15 protein-coding genes are annotated in these 19,370 nt (G+C 61.5%); 6 read left to right on the forward strand and 9 right to left on the reverse strand.

Annotated elements, in window-relative coordinates; all coding sequences use genetic code 11:
- Positions 1–197 precede the first annotated feature (197 nt).
- Complete coding sequence (locus WCA85_RS29805; RefSeq protein ID WP_424068458.1) at positions 198–626, reverse strand: TOBE domain-containing protein; 429 nt, start codon at positions 624–626, stop codon at positions 198–200.
- Positions 627–1,557: 931 nt separating this feature from the next.
- Between WCA85_RS29805 and WCA85_RS29810 the strand changes: the two genes are divergently transcribed.
- Positions 1,558–2,724, forward strand: a complete 1,167-nt coding sequence (locus WCA85_RS29810; protein ID WP_424068459.1) for a porin — start codon at positions 1,558–1,560, stop codon at positions 2,722–2,724.
- Positions 2,725–3,186: 462 nt separating this feature from the next.
- Here the strand turns inward: WCA85_RS29810 and WCA85_RS29815 are convergent, their stop codons facing one another.
- Positions 3,187–3,465, reverse strand: a complete 279-nt coding sequence (locus tag WCA85_RS29815; RefSeq protein WP_117337200.1) for an HU family DNA-binding protein — start codon at positions 3,463–3,465, stop codon at positions 3,187–3,189.
- A gap of 408 nt (positions 3,466–3,873) precedes the next feature.
- Here WCA85_RS29815 and WCA85_RS29820 point away from each other — a divergent pair, with 408 nt between their 5' ends.
- From WCA85_RS29820 to WCA85_RS29830, 3 genes are all read left to right on the forward strand, one after another.
- The gene (locus tag WCA85_RS29820; RefSeq protein ID WP_424068460.1) at positions 3,874–6,240 is read left to right on the forward strand and encodes a DNA polymerase II; all 2,367 of its coding nucleotides are present in this window, start codon (positions 3,874–3,876) and stop codon (positions 6,238–6,240) included.
- Positions 6,241–6,453: 213 nt separating this feature from the next.
- Positions 6,454–6,762 (forward strand): DUF4148 domain-containing protein, encoded by a 309-nt coding sequence (locus WCA85_RS29825; RefSeq protein WP_424068461.1) that lies wholly within the window; start codon positions 6,454–6,456, stop codon positions 6,760–6,762.
- Positions 6,763–6,892: 130 nt separating this feature from the next.
- Positions 6,893–7,459, forward strand: coding sequence for a DUF4865 family protein (locus WCA85_RS29830; protein ID WP_424068462.1), 567 nt, complete (start codon positions 6,893–6,895; stop codon positions 7,457–7,459).
- A 118-nt stretch (positions 7,460–7,577) separates the two neighbouring features.
- Here WCA85_RS29830 and WCA85_RS29835 read toward each other — a convergent pair whose 3' ends face one another.
- The 4 genes from WCA85_RS29835 to WCA85_RS29850 form a co-directional block, all read right to left on the reverse strand.
- Positions 7,578–7,856 carry a hypothetical protein gene (locus WCA85_RS29835; protein WP_424068463.1) on the reverse strand — a complete coding sequence of 93 codons (279 nt, stop codon included), beginning with the start codon at positions 7,854–7,856 and terminating at the stop codon, positions 7,578–7,580.
- Between the two features lie 68 nt (positions 7,857–7,924).
- Entirely contained in the window at positions 7,925–8,884 is a 960-nt protein-coding gene (locus WCA85_RS29840) for a dimethyl sulfoxide reductase anchor subunit family protein (RefSeq protein WP_424068464.1), read from the reverse strand.
- Positions 8,881–9,705 carry a 4Fe-4S dicluster domain-containing protein gene (locus WCA85_RS29845; RefSeq protein ID WP_424068465.1) on the reverse strand — a complete coding sequence of 275 codons (825 nt, stop codon included), beginning with the start codon at positions 9,703–9,705 and terminating at the stop codon, positions 8,881–8,883. The genes WCA85_RS29840 and WCA85_RS29845 overlap by 4 nt, the downstream gene beginning before the upstream one ends.
- Positions 9,706–9,718: 13 nt before the next feature.
- On the reverse strand, positions 9,719–12,640 hold the full coding sequence (locus tag WCA85_RS29850) for a molybdopterin oxidoreductase family protein (RefSeq protein ID WP_424068466.1): 2,922 nt from the start codon (positions 12,638–12,640) through the stop codon (positions 9,719–9,721).
- Between the two features lie 296 nt (positions 12,641–12,936).
- On the opposite strand from WCA85_RS29850, the gene WCA85_RS29855 reads away from it, so the two are divergent.
- Positions 12,937–13,854, forward strand: coding sequence for an NAD(P)-dependent oxidoreductase (locus WCA85_RS29855; protein WP_424068467.1), 918 nt, complete (start codon positions 12,937–12,939; stop codon positions 13,852–13,854).
- A 9-nt stretch (positions 13,855–13,863) separates the two neighbouring features.
- Here WCA85_RS29855 and WCA85_RS29860 read toward each other — a convergent pair whose 3' ends face one another.
- From WCA85_RS29860 to sauS, 3 genes are read right to left on the reverse strand one after another with little or no spacing between them, the layout of a single operon-like run.
- Positions 13,864–15,246, reverse strand: a complete 1,383-nt coding sequence (locus WCA85_RS29860) for an MFS transporter (RefSeq protein WP_424068468.1) — start codon at positions 15,244–15,246, stop codon at positions 13,864–13,866.
- 43 nt (positions 15,247–15,289) lie between these two features.
- Positions 15,290–16,930, reverse strand: coding sequence for an AMP-binding protein (locus WCA85_RS29865; protein WP_424068469.1), 1,641 nt, complete (start codon positions 16,928–16,930; stop codon positions 15,290–15,292).
- The gene (sauS, locus tag WCA85_RS29870) at positions 16,927–18,372 is read right to left on the reverse strand and encodes an acylating sulfoacetaldehyde dehydrogenase (RefSeq protein ID WP_424068470.1); all 1,446 of its coding nucleotides are present in this window, start codon (positions 18,370–18,372) and stop codon (positions 16,927–16,929) included. Before sauS ends, WCA85_RS29865 begins: the two co-directional genes overlap by 4 nt.
- A gap of 201 nt (positions 18,373–18,573) precedes the next feature.
- Between sauS and WCA85_RS29875 the strand changes: the two genes are divergently transcribed.
- On the forward strand, positions 18,574–19,338 hold the full coding sequence (locus tag WCA85_RS29875; protein WP_424068471.1) for an IclR family transcriptional regulator: 765 nt from the start codon (positions 18,574–18,576) through the stop codon (positions 19,336–19,338).
- The last annotated feature ends 32 nt before the right edge of the window (positions 19,339–19,370 follow it).

Consider the following 19,370-nt stretch of genomic DNA (forward strand, 5'->3'; position numbering starts at 1 on the left):
CACATTTCTCGAAACGATAACAATCACGAGAGCAGTCAGGCTGTCAGTCAGGTACATCAACGATTTTTGATGAGATTGTGGCGAATCGAGGCTGCCTTCTAAACTTGCAAAAGGCTTGGAGCGAGCCCAGCACGCCACCGTGCCAAGCAAACGCAACGCAAGGCGTTCCGTTTGCTGTGCGGGCCGCCGAACGCTGCTTACTGATCGACACCCACGATTACGCTCGATGCCTTGAAGATGGCCGTAGCCGGTTTGCCGCTGGCGAGCCCCAACCGGTCAACGCTTTCATTGGTGATGATCGCCGCAATTTGAGCACCTCCGGCAGCCGCGATTGTGACCTCGGCGTTGACCGCGCCTTTGGTCACGGCGGATACGGTGCCAGCAATACAATTACGCGCCGACACTTGATTACTCGACACATCGACCATCACGATGACCGACGAGGCTTTCACCAACGCAAACGCCTGTTTGCCTTGCGTGAGACCGAGCGAAGTCGCACTCTCGTGCGTAATGATGGCGACCAGGTCGAGGCCGTCCTTGGTGCGCAACGTAATCTGGTCGTTCACCGCACCGTTCATCACCTCAACTACCTGGCCTTCAAACTGATTCCGGGCACTGGTTCGCATGTCTCATCTCCTGATCGAGGTATTTAACGCGGCGTGTTCACGGCGCGCCGTGTAACGTCGGTTAATCAGTGTATCCAGAAGTGTCTCTCGGTGCGATAGCTGATCGAGAACGCGCCCCCCTGCCCTGATCCAGACTTGAGCGAGAACTGCTGCCCGTCAAGGATAACGGTCGTCCAGCAGTGACGGCACCACAGGGACCGGGCGCCCATTGTGGCGCGAGGGCCTCGGCGAGTGCATGGGGCCCTCGCAGCAAGGAACGCTTGATACGACTCACCGTTAATGCCTTGCTGTTTAGAATGCGGCGTTGAATTCCTAAGCGCTTTTCGATTACAGCGTATTACTCTGTCTTCTCAAGAATTTCGCAAATCGCGTTTAAGACGCGGCCAATTCGGTGCTTCATCCATTGTTACTTAATTGGCAAATATATTCGCCGAAATTGGCAATAGTGTTCATTCACGAATGTGAAATGATGCACTCGATCTGCCAAAAGCGCTGCGCCTCGCTCGGGAACCGGAACCCGATCGGCGCGTAAAAAGGCTCCCGCCACGAGGCACCTACACTCGTCCCGTGACGAGCATCGGGCGTACCGTTCAGACACCCAAAAACCTTGCTGCGTAAGGATTTCAGGGCCTATTAGCACTGCCCGAGACGACCGCAGCCGGGGCTCCCTCCAGTACGACCGGCACGACTACTTTTGCGCTTCGCCCTTTCGCCCATCGAACCGGCAAAGCAACCTTTTCCTTAACCCGCGCCTGCTGACGAATTAATCAACTTCAAGCGTTTTTTGACGGACATGCAGTGTCACAATTGCGAGACACATCCATATTGTTTACTTTCTTGATGCGAGATCGTTGCGCTACGCTTCGTGCCGAAGTTGCAAAACAAGCAGCAAAGCAGTGACTAAGAACTAATATCCGCACGGAGAAACTTGATGAAACGCATCGCCCTCTCGACTCTATCGCTTTCATTGCTGGGCGCAGCCAGCGTCGCACATGCGCAAAGCAGCGTCACCCTGTACGGCACGATTGATACCGCCATTACCTATGTTCACAATGCCAGTGGCAACCAAAGCCTGTGGTCGGTCGGCAACGCCAGCAACGGCGACCTTTCCGGTACGCGTTGGGGCCTGAAAGGTCAAGAGGACCTGGGTGGCGGCCTGAAGGCAATCTTCCAGTTGGAAAACGGCTTTAACCCGAGCACGGGTGCTCTGGGCCAGGGCAGCCGCCTGTTCGGCCGTCAGGCTTTTGTCGGCCTCGAAAGCGACCAGTTCGGCACGGTCACGCTCGGCCGCCAGTACGACCCGCTGGTCGATATGGTCCAAGGCATCACGGCTGACAATTACTTCGGCAGCGCGTTCGCGACCCCAGGTGACGTCGATAACTACGACAACAGCTCGCGCACCAACAACGCCGTCAAGTACGTCTCGCCGGTTTATTCGGGCCTGCAGGTTGAAGGCATGTACGCTTTCGGTGGCGTAGCGGGTCAAACGGGTTCGGGCCAAACGTGGTCGGCAGCGGCCACGTATAACAACGGTCCGTTCTCGCTGGCCGCAGGCTACTTCGTTGCTGACAACCCGTCGGTCACGGGCGCACAACGCACGACCTGGGGCGGCACGTCGGATGGCACTTTCGACGGCTCGCTGATCAACCTCGGCTACCAGACCGCCAAGTCGATCAACATTGCGCGCGTGGCAGGCCAGTATGTGGCCGGTCCGTTCACCTTCGGCCTGAGCTACAGCAACTCGCAATACAAGGCGGACGCGCAGTCGGCCTTCGCTTCGACCGAGAAGTACAACACCGGAAACGGCTTCCTGAACTATCAGGCAACGCCGGCCATGCTCGTGGGTGTGGGCTACACCTACACGAAGTCGAGCGGCGACACGGGCGCTTCGTACAATCAGGTTTCGGTGGGCGCGGACTACAACCTCTCGAAGCGCACGGACGTCTACCTGGTGGGCGCATGGACGCACGCGAGCGGCGATACGCTTAACGCCGACGGCACGGCCGTGGTGGGAGCGCAAGCTTCGGTCGGTTCGTACGGCTACGGTGGCACGAGCTCGCAAGAACTGGTTTCGCTCGGCTTGCGTCACAAGTTCTAAGTTTGACTCGCCGGCGTTCAGCAACGCATCGAAGTCTGATCGCCGGCACCACGTGATTTTTTTGGCCCGCCTTCAACGGCGGGCTTTTTTGTGCTGTTCGCCAGGATGCGGTTATAGTTTGGATAACTGATTATCAGGCCCCGCATTGTCCGACCTGGTGAGTTACGTCTCGTGTATTCAGTGTAGTCAGGGGAATGGCCGTCTCGTCCAATACGCCGAAGCGGAACGCAAGGGCGGAATAGGCCAGTAACAGACCAGGCCCACGGCCCATGGCATGAATGCCAGGATCGTGCGCGCGGACCTTGCGCGGGTCCACGACGCGTCAGCTCGCGGGGGCGGCATCGATAGCCGTGCAATCCGACGTCCGAAGACGTCAGCGCACGTCATGACCCGCCCGGAGCCCAACAGCATCCGCGCCGCGCCTGCGGCGACGCCTCAGGCGCGTGCGCTGCCATGCGACGCTCAGGATGCGTTGACGGCGTCCTTGAACGCTTTACCGGCAACAAACTTCACGGTCTTTGCTGCTGCGATCTGGATTTCCGCGCCCGTGGACGGGTTGCGGCCCACGCGAGCAGCGCGTGCGCCAGTCGAGAATGCACCGAAGCCGATCAGCTGAACGGTTTCGCCCTTGGACACCGCCGAGGTCACCGTTTCGATGATCGCGTCGATCGACTTGGCCGTAGCCGTCTTGCTTTCGCCGGTCGCTGCCGCGACAGCGTCAATCAGTTCCTGCTTGTTCATTGCACATCCCTTTCTGTATTGATAGAACCAGCGCCCTTTAAAGGCGCCAGACCCGCCACCCTACCTCATCCGGGCGCATCTGCGCAAACCGCCAGTTTTCCTGGCGCCCCCGCCTGAGCGCTGCCGGACGCACGATCTGCCCCTCGGCACGACCGCCGCGCAGCCCCCACTGCCGCCTTATGACGGCGCCGGGGCGCTTCTGAGGCCTGCCTGCGCGAGCCGCTATCGTACCGCGCCTTGGGCCGCGAGAGCACAATTGGCGGGCGCTGACAGGCATAAACCACCCTTCTAACCTACCATGGCAGCTTGTATCGAGGCTGAAGTGGGCTGCCGGAACGGGCGTCTTTACCTTTAATCCAGCCTTTGGCCCGTAAAATAGACCGATAGACAGGCACGAAAGGTAGCAGTGTGGTTGAACAACAGCAGGGTTTCCTCCTGACCCGCCATTGGCGCGATACGCCCGCCGGCACAGAAATCGACTTCTGGCTGGCAACGGAACACGGCCCCCGTCACTTGCGTCTGACGCCTCAAACCTCGGTTGCGTTCATTCCGGCAGGGCAACGTGAGCAAGCGGACGCTCTGCTACGCAACGAGCGTCAGGTCGAATTGAGGCCTTTGGCGCTGACCGATTTCCGGCAGCGGCCCGTGCTTGGGCTGTATTGCGCGCAATATCGCCAGTTACTCAGGCTGGAAAAGCTCTTCAGGGAGCACGGCATTCAGGTCTATGAGGCGGATATTCGCCCGCCTGAACGCTATCTGATGGAAAGGTTCATTACGGCGCCTGTATGGTTCAGCGGCCGGGCGGGCAGCGATGGCATCCTGCTTGACGGCGAGATGAAGCCCGCACCTGACTATCGCCCTACACTAAAACTGGTCTCGCTCGATATCGAAACCACCGCTCATGGCGAGTTGTACTCCATCGCGCTCGAGGGCTGCGGGCAGCGGCAGGTTTATATGCTCGGGCCGCCGAACGGCGACGCCAGCGAGATCGACTTCGACCTCGAGTACTGCGACACGCGCGCGCTGATGCTGGAGAAGCTCAATCTGTGGATGGAGCGGCATGATCCCGATGCGATCATCGGCTGGAATCTGGTGCAATTCGATCTGCGCGTCCTGCAGCAGCACGCCGAGCGTTTGCAGATTCCGCTGCGCCTCGGCCGCGACGGCGGCGTCATGGAGTGGCGCGAGCATGGCACGAGCCAGAATCATTTCTTTGCCGCGGCGGCAGGACGGCTGATTATCGACGGCATCGAAGCGTTGAAATCCGCGACCTGGTCGTTTCCCAGTTTCAGCCTCGAATACGTCGCGCAGACGCTGTTGGGCGAAGGCAAGGCCATCGACAACCCGTATCAACGGATGGCGGAGATCGATCGCCGCTTCGCTGAAGACAAGCCCGCTCTGGCTCGCTACAACCTGAAGGATTGCGAACTGGTTACGCGCGTTTTCGCCAAAACCGAGTTGCTCACCTTTCTGCTGGAACGTGCCACAGTGACTGGACTTGCGGCGGATCGCAGCGGCGGTTCCGTGGCGGCGTTCACGCACCTCTACATGCCGCTGATGCATCGCCAGGGCTACGTCGCGCCGAACCTGGGCGAGATGCCTGAGGGAGCGAGTCCGGGCGGCTTCGTGATGGACTCGCAGCCGGGCCTTTACGATTCGGTACTGGTGCTCGATTACAAAAGCCTCTATCCGTCGATCATCCGAACCTTTCTGATCGATCCCGTCGGCCTGGTGGAAGGAATGTGCGATCCCGACGAAAGCACGTCGGTACCGGGCTTTCGCGGTGCCCGCTTCTCGCGCAGCAAACACTGCTTGCCCGCCATCGTGGATCAGGTCTGGCAAGGCCGCGAAGCGGCCAAGCGGCGGCAGAACAAACCGCTCTCTCAGGCGCTCAAGATCATCATGAACGCGTTCTACGGCGTGCTAGGCTCAAGCGGTTGCCGCTTTTTCGACCCGCGCCTCGCGTCGTCCATTACGATGCGTGGCCATGAAATCATGCACCGTACCCGCGAGCTGATCGAAGCCCGAGGTTACCAGGTGATTTATGGCGACACCGACTCGACCTTTGTCTGGCTCAAACGGGCACGCACGCAAGCGCAGGCTGCGGAGATTGGTCAGGCGCTCGTCAAGTACGTCAATCAATGGTGGCGCGACCACCTGCAGCAAACCTTCGGTCTCGAAAGCGCACTGGAATTGCAGTTCGAAACGCACTATCGCCGCTTCCTGATGCCGACGATTCGCGGCGCCGAGCAAGGCAGCAAGAAGCGCTACGCCGGACTCGTGATCCGCGCCGACGGCAGCGAAGAGATCGTCTTTAAAGGCCTCGAAACGGTACGAACTGACTGGACGCCACTCGCCCAGACGTTCCAGCGTCAACTTTATTTGCGCATTTTCAAGCAGCAGCCGTATCAGGATTATGTGCGTGACTACGTCCAGCGCACCTTGAACGGAGAGTTCGACGAGCAACTGGTGTACCGGCGGCGCTTGCGCCGCAACCTTGAGGACTATCGGCGAAATGTGCCGCCTCATGCGCGTGCCGCTAAAATCGCCGACGACTTCAACCGCCGCGAGGGCCGTCCCCTGCAGTATCAGAACGGCGGCTGGATCAGCTACGTGATGACGGTGGCGGGCCCCGAGCCGCTCGAAACCCAGGGCTCGACGCTCGACTACGATCACTATTTGACGCGCCAGTTGCAGCCGGTCGCTGACGCGATCTTGCCATTCCTGAACGACGACTTTGCCGGTCTCATGACGGGGCAACAGGAATTGTTCTAGGTGTGCTAACCGTCGCTCAAAGTGGTGCGATGCGGCTACGTTCTACGCCACAGCGCATGACGTGCTCAAGGCGTAATGTCGTGCGCATGGCGACACAATTCAGAGTTGCCGAAACGAAAGGAATCGTGGTTTTCAGCGTGACTAAACTGTAGGGATGGTCGTCGTCCCGACTGGGGCTGACGTTTTATCCGCAATGTTTGCAGGGAGTGCACAATGAAAACACTCATTTATGCCGTCGTAACCGCTTCGATTCTGGCTCTACCGGTTGCCGCATTCGCGCAATCGTCGAACGAGCCGCTAACCCGCGCCCAAGTCAAGGCGCAACTCGTGCAACTGGAAAAGGCCGGCTACAACCCCTCTTCCGCGAACGATGCCACCTATCCGGCCGAGATCCAGGCTGCTGAAGCGCGCGTAGCCGCTCAACAGCAGGCCACACAGAGCTATGGCCCGGGTATGAACGGCTCGGCTCAGTCCGGTCAGCTGGCGGCCCCCGCCATGGCGCCGGCGAACTCCGGCCAGTAGCGCGAACGAGCGCGCAAGTCTCAGGGCCGGTCATTTCAGGCCGGCATCACAGCTATCTCGGAGCGGGGCTTCCCCGCTTCGGCATGCGCGGGCACACTGTCTACCGTTGTATCAACCAACGGAGGATGGCATGTTCGCGATGCAGTACTCACACCGCTTGCCCGCCGATTACGATCTGGAGATCATCCGCCGCCGCGTTGCGCAGCGCGGGCCGCTGTGGAATGACACGCAGGGCTTGATCTTCAAGTTGTTCTCCTTGCAGCAACGCAACCAGCATGGCGCGACGGGCAACGTCTACGCCTCGATCTACCTCTGGTTCGATTCGGATGCCGCAGTGCGTTTTCTGATGGATGAGCGTTTTCAGGCCGTGACCGATTCGTTTGGCCGGCCGCAGATCGAAACCTGGTTGCCCCTTGATGCGCGCAACGGCAGCGCGCGCCAGGCGGTGTCGGTCTATCGCGACGAGCGTCCAATCGACGCCGGGGTCGATCGTGCCGCCCTCTATGCCGACGAAACTGAACTCAACCGAAGCATCGCTGCGCGTGCCGATACCGTGGCCGTATGGGCGGCGCTCAATCTCGCTGACTGGCGACTGATTCGCTTCACCATTTCGTCAGCGCCGCCCGATGCAGCACGCGGCGGCTCGGTCTACGATGTGTTGCACGTGGCTCAGCCTGCGCGTAATCGGCTTGGCTGACCACGTTGTGATGATGATCGGTGTGGCTCTTGAGCATTGCTGTCAGTTGCCCGACGTCGGCCTGCGGCGCGTAGGCGGAAAAAATCGCGGGTGCATCGGCGGGGTGGTTGGCGGGCATTTAACGTTCGCAGGTTTTTTGGGGTTGCGCCAACAGGTCGACCGCCGCCTGCACAGCCGCTGCAATCTCTAGCGCGGTCGCCTCGGTCGGGACCGCACGCGCCAGCGTGACCCCGCCCGCCAGCAGCGAAAGCAGCACCCAGGCACGTGCGTCACGCTCCGCTTGAGTGCCGTCGGGCAATCCGGCAGCGACGGCCGCCCTCACCCCCTGCAATTCACTTTCGTAAGCGGCGCGCGCCGGTGGGTCAGCCCGCTCGATCTCGGCGGACAGACTTGGCAACGTGCAGGCATCGGCGAGCGTCTTTCATGCCTCGTACGAACTGACGCGGGCTGCGCGTGTTGTCTGACTCAAGAGACTTGCCGATAGTAAAGATTTTGCGGATGCCGCGCTTCCGCGAAGAAGAACCATCGTTCCGCGACCAGTCCCGCGTACTGCACGAGGCACGCGAGGCACAGCAGCCAGAACGACGCAGCAATCGACGACAGACTGCCACCCAGCGCGATCAACACAAACGGTAGGGGAAACGCAGCGATCAGAAAGGTCCACTTGATTCGTTGCAGAGTCCGCGGTGTCTGCCCATGAAAGAACTCGCGCAAATTAAACGCACCGGCCGTAAAGCCACGCGATTTTTGCACCAGCTTGGGCGACTTGATACCCGTCGCGCTCTGCACCGTCGACTTGGGCCGCAAGCCTGCATTACGCACGAGCGACGCCACGCGGCTCGCGCCTGCTGCGATGGTTAGCACGCACGCGCACACCGCCAGCGCTGTAATCAGAGAAGGTACGAACCAGGCCGCGCAAGCCGTGGCAATCGTGAACCCCGACGCGCAACCAAGCAGAACGAAGTTGACGATGGTCAACGGCGTGGCCCATTCCTGCAGAAAACGCAGGCACGCATAGATCATCGACGTACAGACAAACAGCACCACGCTCGCTACTACGCCAACTGAGCCAATTGCCAGTGACCAGGGTGACCCGAACCAGTGCGCGATGCCATACGCAAACGCGCAACCGAGAAACGCCGGCAGCGCCAGACATTCCCGCGAGAGCCAGGAGGTGCGCCACATCGCTATAGCCCGCCATGCCCGCTCGGGATGGCCCAAGTGAAAGAACGAAGCCACCAGCCCGAGTCCGCCCAGCGCGACCACAAGCGCCGCGCCGAGTACGAAGAACATCTGCGGGGGCGCCGCACTGCCTGCAACCCACCCGAGCCGCGTGGCCAGTTCGACGCCAAATAGCGCGATCAGCAAGCCCTGCCCCGCGCCGCTTAGCGTGGTCAGAAACACCACTGAAAATGCCGGCTTCATGCGCTTCTCCCAAGATTCAGGATATTGAATACGCGGTCCAGCATCCCGGCGACAGGGTTCCGTCGTTCCGCATGCAGGGGTCCCTGTTCCAATGAGGCATCCAATGTAGCTGCGTGAGCCGTTTCCGCGGTCGTCTCATCCGCACTACCGATCTGAGACGCCGCACTGCCCGACTGGCACGAACACGAGTCAGCGCCGCACGAAGCGATCTTCTGACGCGGCAGATAGTGGTTAGCAGGCTTCGTTTCCCACTCCGGCATCAACTGATAACCGCCGCGCTCACGAATTGCCTGCGACACCACCGACTCCGGATCGTGAATATCGCCAAAGAGCCGTGCCGAAGTCGGACACGCCAGCACACAGGCCGGCTTGCGATCGCGCTCGGGCAAAGCCTCGTTGTGGATGCGATCCGCGCACAACGTGCACTTGGTCATCTCCTTGCGCTCTTCGTCGAGTTCTCGCGCACCGTACGGACACGCCCAGGCGCAGTACTTGCAGCCAATACACTTGTCGAAGTCCACCAGCACAAGGCCATCTTCCTTGCGCTTGTAGCTCGCGCCGGTCGGACAGACCGGTACGCAAGGCGGATCCTCGCAGTGCAGACACGACTTCGGAAAGTGAATCGTATCGGTGAGTGGAAACTCGCCGGCTTCGAAGGTCTGCACGCGGTTGAAGAACGTGCCGGACGGATCGGCGTCGTAGGGCCGGAAGTCGGCCAGACTGCCCGCTTCGCCGGACGTGTTCCACTCCTTGCAACTCGTCACGCATGCGTGGCATCCCACGCAGACGTTCAGGTCGATTACGAGCGCCATCTGGGTCATGGAAAGCTCCTCGTCATTTCTGTTTGATCGTGCCGCGCAGACGGGCGGCGAATTCGCCGCGCCCCGCGAAGTAGGTCTGTACGACACGATGTAGCACACCGGTCACGCCCGGCAACTTTTCCATCGGGGCGAACTGCGGCAACGTGTGATCCGCATCGGCTTCAGCGGGATAGACACGCACCCGCACGTCATACCAGGCAGCCTGCCCGGTGATCGGATCGGAGTTCGACGTGCGTGCGTCGCCTGGCGTGGGGCCTGGCAGTTCGTCGGTAATCAGGTGGTTGAGCAGGAAACCGCGTTGAGATTCGTTGGCATCCGGGCCGAGGTTCCATGCGCCAGCCGCCTTGCCGATGGCGTTCCATGTCCACACCGTGCCTGGCTCGACCGCTTCGCTATAGCGCGCCATGCAGCGTACCTTGCCCCACGGGGACTCCACGTAGATCCAGCCCCCGTCTTCAATACCGTTCTCGCGCGCCATCAGCGGATTCATGAACAGATAGTTCTCCCCATGAATCTGCCGCAGCCAGGCGTTTTGTGAGTCCCATGAGTGATACATCGCCATGGGCCGTTGCGTGACCGCCGCCAGCGGAAAGCGCGTGCGGTCGGTGGAGGCGAGTTCAAGCGGTTCGTACCAGAACGGCAGTGGATCGAAATAGCGTTCGACGCGTCCGCGCAGATGGTCCGGCGGTTGGCGGCCGGTGGTTTTGCCCTGCGCGGCGAGACGGAATTTCTGCATCACGTCCGAGTAAAGCTGGATCACGATCGGCGTATCGAACTTGCGAAAGCCGTTTTTAACGGCCCACTTCAGATACGGGCCGTTCACGCCCCGCATGTACTGCAGCGTCTCGGGCAGCGTGTAATGAAATACGCAGTTGTTGTTGGCGTACTGCTCCCACTGCTTCGGATTCGGCTCGCCGACCAGCGCCTTGTCGCCATCCTTGCCGCGCCAACCAATCAGAAAGCCCACGCCTGAATCGGGCGCAGTCTGGAAGTTGATCACGAAGTCCGGGTAGTCGCGAAACTTGCGCGTGCCTTCCTTCGTCGTGAATGCGGGTAACTTCAGGCGGCTCGCGAGTTCGATCAGCACTTCCTGGAACGGCTTGCACTCGCCGGTGCGCGGCACGACCGGCACGCGCACCGAATCCACCGGGCCGTCGAACTCGGAGATGGGCCGGTCCAGCATCGACATCGCATCGTGACGCTCCAGATAGGTTGTATCGGGCAGGATCAGATCGGCGAAGGCCGTCATCTCTGACTGGAACGCATCGCAGACCACGAGGAAGGGGATCTTGTATTCGCCATCGTCATGCTTGTCCACCAGCATCTTGCGAACTTCGACGGTGTTCATCGACGAATTCCACGCCATGTTGGCCATGAAGATCAGTAGTGTATCGATCGGGTAAGGATCGCCACGCCACGCGTTGGTGATCACGCTATGCATCAGGCCATGCACGGCAAGCGGGTATTCCCACGAGAAGGCTTTGTCGATACGTACGGGCTCGCCGGCCGCATCGATAAACAGATCTTCCGGCGCAGCAGGCCAGCCGAGCGGCCCATTCGCCAGCGGCGTATTCGGCTGCACCGCTTCCGGGCTATTGGGTGGTTTGGCCGATGGCGGCACGGCGCGCGGATACGGCGACTTGTGACGAAAGCCGCCCGGCCGGTCGATGGTGCCTAGCAAGGACATCAGCACGGCAAGCCCGCGGATCGACTGAAAGCCGTTCGAATGGGCCGCCAGGCCACGCATCGCATGAAAGGCAATCGGATTGCCGGTTACGGTGTCGTGCGTTTGACCCCATGCGTCGGTCCATTGCACCGGCAGCGTGATCTTGTGATCGCGCGCGGTTTGCGCCATTTCGCGTGCGAGTCGGCGAATCGTCTCGGCAGGAATGCCGGTGATGTCCGCGGCCCACTCGGGCGTGCTATCCGCCACGCGATCGCGCAGCAACGCAAAGGACGGCGTGACCGGCGTGCCGTCATCCAGCGTGTACGTCCCTGACACGGCCGGCTCCGCTCCCGGCGTGTGGTGCAGCACGGCGCGTTGTGTCTTGAGATCCCACCAAAGATGATTCTGCGGAAACAGCGGATTGGCTTCGGGAGCGTCGGGGTCGCGCACGAACAGGCCGAAAGCGTCGCTCTGCGCATTCACATTCAGCAGTTCAGCCGCGTTCGTAAAGCGCGTGACGAACTCGTGATCGTAGGCATCCGCGGCCAGCAGTTCGTGGATCAGCGCCATGAACAGCGCGCCATCCGTGCCGGGGCGGATCGGCACCCATTCGTCGGCAATCGCCGCATAGCCGGTACGGATCGGATTGATGGCGATAAAACGGCCACCCGCGCGCTTGAACTTGGAGAGCGCGATCTTCAGCGGATTGGAGTGGTGATCCTCGGCGGTGCCGATCATGAAAAACAGCTTTGCGCTATCGAGGTCTGGCCCGCCGAATTCCCAGAACGATCCGCCAATCGTATAGATCATTCCGGCGGCCATATTGGCCGAGCAGAAGCCGCCATGTGCCGCGTAGTTGGGAGTGCCGAATTGCTTGGCAAAGAGGCCCGTCAGCGCCTGCATCTGATCGCGGCCGGTGAAGAGCGCGAACTTCTTGGGATCCGTGGCGCGCAAGTGGGCGAGTCGTTTTTCGAGCGTGGCGAACGCGACCTCCCACGACACCGGCTCGAACTGCGCGCTACCGCGCTCGGCATTCGCCTTGCGCATCAGCGGCTGGGTCAAGCGCGCCGGCGAGTATTGCTTCATGATCCCCGACGAACCCTTCGCGCAAATGACGCCCTGGTTCAATGGATGCGCGGGATTGCCGTCGATATAGCGCACTTCGCCATCGCGCAGGTGCACGCGGATGCCGCAGCGGCAAGCACACATGTAGCACGTCGTGGTTTTGACCTCGAGCTTTTCGTTCTGTGCCCGTGCGTGGTGTTCCATTTGAGCCTCCTTGGACCGCTTCAACTGCGGGCAATGCGTTGCCGCGTCGTGCTGAACCCTGGTTTGAAACGCGATCTTCAATGTAACGATAGACGCGCAGGAGCCGACGACCGACCCGTCAATCGTAAGTCCGTTATATGTAAAAGAAAAATCGCTATTTCATATCCCATCTATCGCGGTGACCGATACTTGAGTACACCGTGAGAACGCCGGGTGCCCGCCCGTCTCGGCAGCGCGGCGCCGGCAACGCTGCCATAATGGATTTCCCCAACTTCGCCCCACTTGAAGGAGCCGCAGTGAGTGATTCCACCGCCCCGTCTTCCAGCGACGCCAGCCGCCGCGTCGCGTTCCTCGGCCTGGGTGTCATGGGCTACCCAATGGCCGGTCACCTGGCCCGCGCCGGCCTCGACGTCACGGTCTATAACCGCACGTTCTCCAAAGCTGAAGCCTGGGTCGCCGAGCATGGCGGACGCGCCGCCCGCACGCCGCGCGAAGCCACCGACGGCGCCGACCTCGTGATGGCCTGTGTCGGCAACGACGACGATCTGCGCAGCGTCACGCTCGGCGATGAAGGTGCGTTTGCAGGCATGTCGAAAGGTACGATCTTTGTCGATCACACAACCGCCTCGGCCAATGTTGCGCGTGAACTCGCAGCGGCGGCGAGTGGGCACGGGCTGCAATTCATCGACGCACCGGTCTCCGGCGGCCAGGCTGGAGCACAAAAAGGCGCGCTGACGATCATGTGCGGCGGCGACGCCAAAGCCTTCGAGTACGCAGCGCCCACGCTCAATCACTATGGCGCCGCCGTCACGCTGATTGGTGCGGCGGGCGCAGGGCAACTCGCGAAGATGGTCAATCAGATCTGCATTGCCGGGATGGTCCAGGGCTTGTCGGAAGCGATCAACTTCGGTGAGTGCGCGGGACTCGACATGCCGCTCGTGCTGGAAGTGATCGGCAAGGGAGCGGCCGCAAGCTGGCAGATGGACAACCGCGGCAAGACGATGATCGAAGGCAGGTTCGATTACGGCTTCGCGGTGGACTGGATGCGCAAGGACCTCGGCTTCTGCCTCGATGAGGCCAAACGCAACGGCGCCGCGCTGCCGGTCACCGCGCTGGTGGACCAGTTCTATGGCGATGTGCAGAACCTGGGCGGCAGCCGTTTCGATACCTCCAGTCTGATCTGGCGTTTGCGCCAGCTCAAGCCCGCCAAATAAGGACGGGCATCACTTGCGCCACCGCAAAGGCCGGCGCAGGTGGTGCCGCTCAAGCCGCACGGCCGGTCCCGCCTGCAGGAACGCGGGGATGCCGTCCAGGCGCACACCCTCGGTACGCTCGCGCTCTTCGTCGGCCTCGACCGTCTTGCTGGTGTCGATAAAGAGCGCCGCGACGATTCCCACCGCCAGCAGTCCCGCCGAGATCGTGAACGGCGCGTTATAGCTGCCGGTCTTCTCGATCAGGAAGCCGAAAACGACCGGCGAGACCATTCCTGCGACGCCGAAGCCGGTGTTCATCATGCCGCCCGCGGTGCCAGCGTATTTGCCGGCGATATCCAGCGGCAAGGTCCACAACACCGGGTTGGTAATCTCGAGGAAGAAGAACGACGCGGACAGGAACCACACTGCCGTCAACGGGTTGGTGGCGGAAATCATCGGCAGCAGAAACGCCAGCGAGCCGCCCATGCCCACGACCAGCACCGCGCAACGTGCGAACCGCAGCTTGCCGGTGGCCTTGAAAAGCCGGTCTGACACGACGCCGCCGAGCGTGTCGCCCACCACACCAGCCAGCAACGGCAGTGCGGTAAACAGCGCCAGATGTTTCAGATCGAAGCCGCGCGCTTCCTTCAGATACGAAGGCAGCCACGTTAGATACACCCACAGCAGCCAGCCGTAACAGAAGTCGACGAAAGTCACGAGCCACATCCGACGGATGAGCTTGCGCCACGGCGTCGCCGCGTGCTTCGCACGGTCGCAGTCGCCCATGCGGTAGCCAATCTCGGCGGTTTCCTCGGACGTCACGCGGCGGTTCTGTTCCGGAGAGTTGGTGAACACGAACAGGTAGAGAACCGTCCACGCAAGGCTTGCTACACCTAGCAGGATGAATGCATCGCGCCAGCCGCCCGCCACCACAACCGCCAGCACCAGCGGCGGCGTCACGGCACCGCCCAGGCGCGCGAAACTATGGGTGATGCCTTGCGCGAAACCGCGTTCGGCAACCGGCATCCAGTAGGTAAATGCGCGCGTCGCGGTCGGAAACGCGCCGCCTTCACCGACGCCGAGCGCAAAACGCAACGCCACCAGCATCGCGACGCTGCCAGCGAAGCCGGTGGCAAGCGTCGCTACGCCCCAGATCAGCGACAACACCGTCAGCACCAGTTTCGGCCCGTACTTGTCCGCGAGCCAGCCGCCGATCACCTGCATGAACGCGTACGGATACGCAAAAGCGGAGAATACGAGCCCCAGTTGAACCGTCGTGAGTCCCATTTCATGGCGAATCAGCGGACCGGCCACGGCGATGTTCACGCGGTCAATGTACGAGATGAAATACATCAGGCACATCACTGCCAGGATGATGTGGCGTGTCTTCACACGCCGCTTGTGCGTTTCCATGCTGTCTCCTGTGTGTCTTTATGTGATTTACGCCGCTGCTGCCTCAGGTCTGCAAAAGCTTCAACCGCTGCACCTTGCCGGACGGCCCACGCGGCAGTTCGTCAATCAGGCGAAATTCCTTCGGTGTCTTGAAGCGCCCCAGCTCGCGCAGGCAGTGCTCGCGCAGAGCTTCCACGTCGAGCGGCGCGCCGCCATCCGCATCGCGCGGCACCACAAACGCGATGATCTCCTGACCGTAGGCCGTATCCGGCACGCCGACCGCTGCTGCATCCAGCACGCCGGGGTGCCGCAACAATGCTTCGTCGATCTCGCGTGGCGCGATGTTTTCGCCGCCCTTGATAATCAGTTCCTTCGCGCGGCCGTTGATGTAGAAGTAGCCTTCGTCATCGCGGTAGCCCAGATCGCCGGTCCGCATCCAGCCATCCGCGGTAAAGGCCGCGCGTGTTTCTTCGGGCCGTTTGTAATAGCCGCTCATCACCTGCTCGCCGCGCAGCACCAGCTCTCCACAGAGGTAGGGCGCGCACTCACTGCCGTCGAGCGCGATCACCTTGGCTTCGCTGCCCGACGGCAGGCCGATGCTGCCCACTCGCCGCAACGCCATGTCATACGGATTGCTAAAGACTGGTGCGGCGGTCTCGGTCATACCCATGGTTTCGATAATGCCCACGCCAAAGCGTGCCTCGAACGCGCGATGATGGTCAGCGGGCAGCGCCGCCGACGCGCTGCGGCAGAACTTCAGCGCCGATAGATCCATCGCGCAGGTTTCTTCGTTATTGAGGAGGTAGGCGACGATGGTGGGCACCACATTGATCCAGGTGCAGTTATAGCGGGCGACATCGCGCCAGAACGTGCGTGCGGAAAAACGCGACGTCACTACAACGGACCCGGCATGGAACAGCGGCGCGAGCAGCGTCACCACCAGCCCATTGATGTGATAAAGCGGCAGCGAGGCGAGCACCCGGTCGTCGGCGCCGAGCCGGTGCTCCCTGCTGATGTTGCGAGCATTGGCGAGTAGATTACGCTGGCTCAGCAACACGCCTTTTGGCGCGCCGGTGGTGCCGGAGGTGTACATCAGGAGCGCCGTCGAGTCGCCTTTGAGCAAATGCACACGGGCTTGTGTTTGTGCGCCCGGATCAGCGTCGCGCGCTGCAGTGGCCTGTTGTGTTGCACCGCACACCGCCGCTTCGGCGAGCGCCGGTTCAAGCGGCGGTATGTCGGGCAGCGCGGGCGCATCGGGCTCGGTGTGCACCACCGCAATCTCGCGGGTCACACCTTGGTCGCGCAACGAGGTCAACGCAGCCGCGATGGCCTCGCGGCATTCGCTGCCTACGAAGATCATCCGCGTATCCGAATGCTCGACGATATAGCGCACCTGCGACGGCTGGCACACGAGATTCAGCGGGTGCGCAATCAGGCCGCTGTACATGGCGCCGAGCAACAACCGTGCGGTCTGGATGCCGTTGCCCATGAACACCGAGACGACGTCGCCAGGCTGCAGTCCGGCGTCATGAAAACGCGCTTCGAGCAGGCGACAGTCGTCCTGCAACTGGCCGAAGGTGAGCGGTACGGCGTGGGCCGCGCCGCCGTCGTCATCGCCCTCGGCTGCGGGAAGCAGAAAGGGCCGGTCGGGATACCGCGTAGCACGCTCGTCGATCAGCGTGCGAATCGTCAACGGCATGTTCATCGCCCCACCCTCCCGAAGTAATCGCCAAGCAGTTCGTCGATTTCAGGCACGCGTTCGGTGATCGGGTACGCGATGCGCGTGATATTCAGGTAGTGGTGAAAATTGAGGTTGCCGGAGAAGTTGTTGCGGCCCCAGGTGCCGCAACCCATCGAAAGGGAAAATGGCAGGCCGTTGTCGAAGTTGCCGCCGGTCGCGAGACAATGGGCCTGATTGACAATTACCCGCGCAACGGGCAACGCCGTGCCTAATTGCTCGGCCTGGCAAACCTCCGATGAATGCAGGCTGACTGAGTGTCCGGCGCCCATATAACCGTAGATGCCACGCACTATCTCTGCCGCCGCATCGAAGGCGGCGGCGCGGTAGACCGTCAGAACCGGCGCCAGTTTTTCTCCCGAGAACGGATAGTCGGTGCCGTGGCCGGTTTCTTCGACCATCAGGAATGCGGGTTCTTGAGCGGCAATCTCATCGAGCCCCGCGGCCTGCGCAATGACAGTGGCCGAGCGTGCGGTGCATTGCTCCGAGAGCTTCCCATTGACCCACATCGCGGCTTGCAAACGCGCCTTCTGTGCAGCGTCGAGCATCACGCCGCCGCTTGCGGCCAATTCGGCAAGCATCGGCGCGTACACCGCTTCTTCAATCACGACACTATTTTCGGACGAACAGCTCGTCGCGTTATCGAAGGTCTTCGAACGGGCAATTTTGTGCGCTGCATCGTGCAGATCGGCGGACGCCGTGACAATCGATGCTACATTGCCCGCGCCAACGCCAAACGCCGGCGTGCCACTCGCATAAGCCATGCGCACATTGGCTTGCGAGCCGGTCGCCACCACCAGATCCGCGTTACGCATCAGGGCAGCGGTGGCCGCTTTGCTGATCGGTGCGGGCAACATCTGCACGAGGTCCGCGGCGATGCCCGCCTTGGCGAATTGCGCGTGAATGAATTCGATCAGCAGTGCACAGGACGAATAGCCCTTCGGCGAGGGCGCGACGATCACCGCATTGCCACATTTGAGCGCGTTGATGATCTTGTTGGCAGGTGTTGCCGCCGGATTGGTGGACGGTGTGACAGCGGCCACCACCCCCACCGCGCGTGCGATTTCCACGATCCCGGTTGCGTCGTCGCGGTCAATCACGCCGCAGGTTTTCTGCCCATGCAGATCGCGCAGCAGACCCAGGGTTTTACGGTAGTTCTTGCGGAACTTGTCGTCCGCGTTGCCAAGACCCGTGTCGCGCACGGACAGTTCGGCCAGTTGCCGGTTGCGCCCCGGCTCCATGATGGCCCACGCGGCGGCGTTAGCAGCGGTATCGAGCACCTCCTGTCCCGCATATTCGAACACGCGTTGGGCGGCGCGAGCCCGCGCCACCAGCGCAGCGACGTTGCGTTCAACCGCGCCGTCGTCGCGCGTCTGTGCGGCTTGCGCTCCTGTATCCCTGAGGTTCATACGGTGCACTCCGGCTCGGTAAGTGTGGCGTTGTTATCAATCTATCCAGCCGGAGGAAGTTCGTAGTCCCGTTTTTCGAACTAACCTCGACCGTGACCCCGGGCGCATCGAAAAACACAAAATTCGGGACTGTCCGTAGTCCCGAAAAATGATCGATTCGATGCACAATCAACGTTACGGATAAGACGTAGAGGAGACCCCTTGTCGACTTCGAATCAATCGAATGCGGCGGCGGTGCGCGCGTTTCGCGTACTCGAAACCCTGGCTGAAGCCGGCACCCCCCTGTCCATGATGGATCTCGTGCACGCACTCGGCTTGCCGAAGCAGACCGTGCACCGCATCCTCGTGCAGTTGATGGACGCGTGGCTCGTGACGCGCACCGCCCGGGACCGCCTCTACGAGTGCTCGCCACGCGTTCGCATGCTGGCGGTCAACGTGCTGATGCATGCAGGACCCGCCGCCGCGCGTCACGTTTTGCTCGAACAACTGGTGGCGAAGATTGGCGAGACCTGCAATCTGACGATGCTCTCAGGTAACGACGTGGTGTACGTGGACCGGGTGGAAACCGAATGGCCGTTGCGCATGCATCTGCAACCGGGCTCGCACGTGCCGCTGCATTGCTCGGCAAGCGGCAAGCTGCTGCTCAGCTTTTTGCCGAAGGACCGGCGTGAGCGTGTCATCGAGGCATTGCCGCTGCGTGCCTATTCGGAGCGAACAATTACCGACCGCGACGCCTTGCGCAAGGAACTGATGACCACACGGCGGCGCCAGTTGGCGATCAACAATCAGGAGCATCTGCAGGGGCTCATCGCGATAGCCGTGCCGGTAATGCTGGACCGCAATCGCGCGTGTGCCGCGATTGCGGTGCAGGCGCCGGTCGGGCGGGTCGTGCTCGACGATCTGTTGGCGTTTGTGCCTGACTTGCGGCTCGCCGCCGAGGAAACCGCGAAGACCTTTCGCATGTAGGCGCACCGCGCCCCCCGCTGCCCGACCGTTAG

Source organism: Paraburkholderia sp. (genome assembly GCF_049581445.1).
Taxonomy (GTDB): domain Bacteria; phylum Pseudomonadota; class Gammaproteobacteria; order Burkholderiales; family Burkholderiaceae; genus Paraburkholderia.

Excerpts from the sequence above, each read along its gene's own strand:
- WCA85_RS29805 (WP_424068458.1), bottom strand. The coding sequence starts at position 626 with ATGCGAACCAGTGCCCGGAATCAGTTTGAAGGCCAGGTAGTTGAGGTG.
- WCA85_RS29810 (WP_424068459.1), top strand. The coding sequence starts at position 1,558 with ATGAAACGCATCGCCCTCTCGACTCTATCGCTTTCATTGCTGGGCGCA.
- WCA85_RS29815 (WP_117337200.1), bottom strand. The coding sequence starts at position 3,465 with ATGAACAAGCAGGAACTGATTGACGCTGTCGCGGCAGCGACCGGCGAA.
- WCA85_RS29825 (WP_424068461.1), top strand. The coding sequence starts at position 6,454 with ATGAAAACACTCATTTATGCCGTCGTAACCGCTTCGATTCTGGCTCTA.
- WCA85_RS29830 (WP_424068462.1), top strand. The coding sequence starts at position 6,893 with ATGTTCGCGATGCAGTACTCACACCGCTTGCCCGCCGATTACGATCTG.
- WCA85_RS29840 (WP_424068464.1), bottom strand. The coding sequence starts at position 8,884 with ATGAAGCCGGCATTTTCAGTGGTGTTTCTGACCACGCTAAGCGGCGCG.
- WCA85_RS29845 (WP_424068465.1), bottom strand. The coding sequence starts at position 9,705 with ATGACCCAGATGGCGCTCGTAATCGACCTGAACGTCTGCGTGGGATGC.
- WCA85_RS29850 (WP_424068466.1), bottom strand. The coding sequence starts at position 12,640 with ATGGAACACCACGCACGGGCACAGAACGAAAAGCTCGAGGTCAAAACC.
- WCA85_RS29860 (WP_424068468.1), bottom strand. The coding sequence starts at position 15,246 with ATGGAAACGCACAAGCGGCGTGTGAAGACACGCCACATCATCCTGGCA.
- WCA85_RS29865 (WP_424068469.1), bottom strand. The coding sequence starts at position 16,930 with ATGAACATGCCGTTGACGATTCGCACGCTGATCGACGAGCGTGCTACG.
- sauS (WP_424068470.1), bottom strand. The coding sequence starts at position 18,372 with ATGAACCTCAGGGATACAGGAGCGCAAGCCGCACAGACGCGCGACGAC.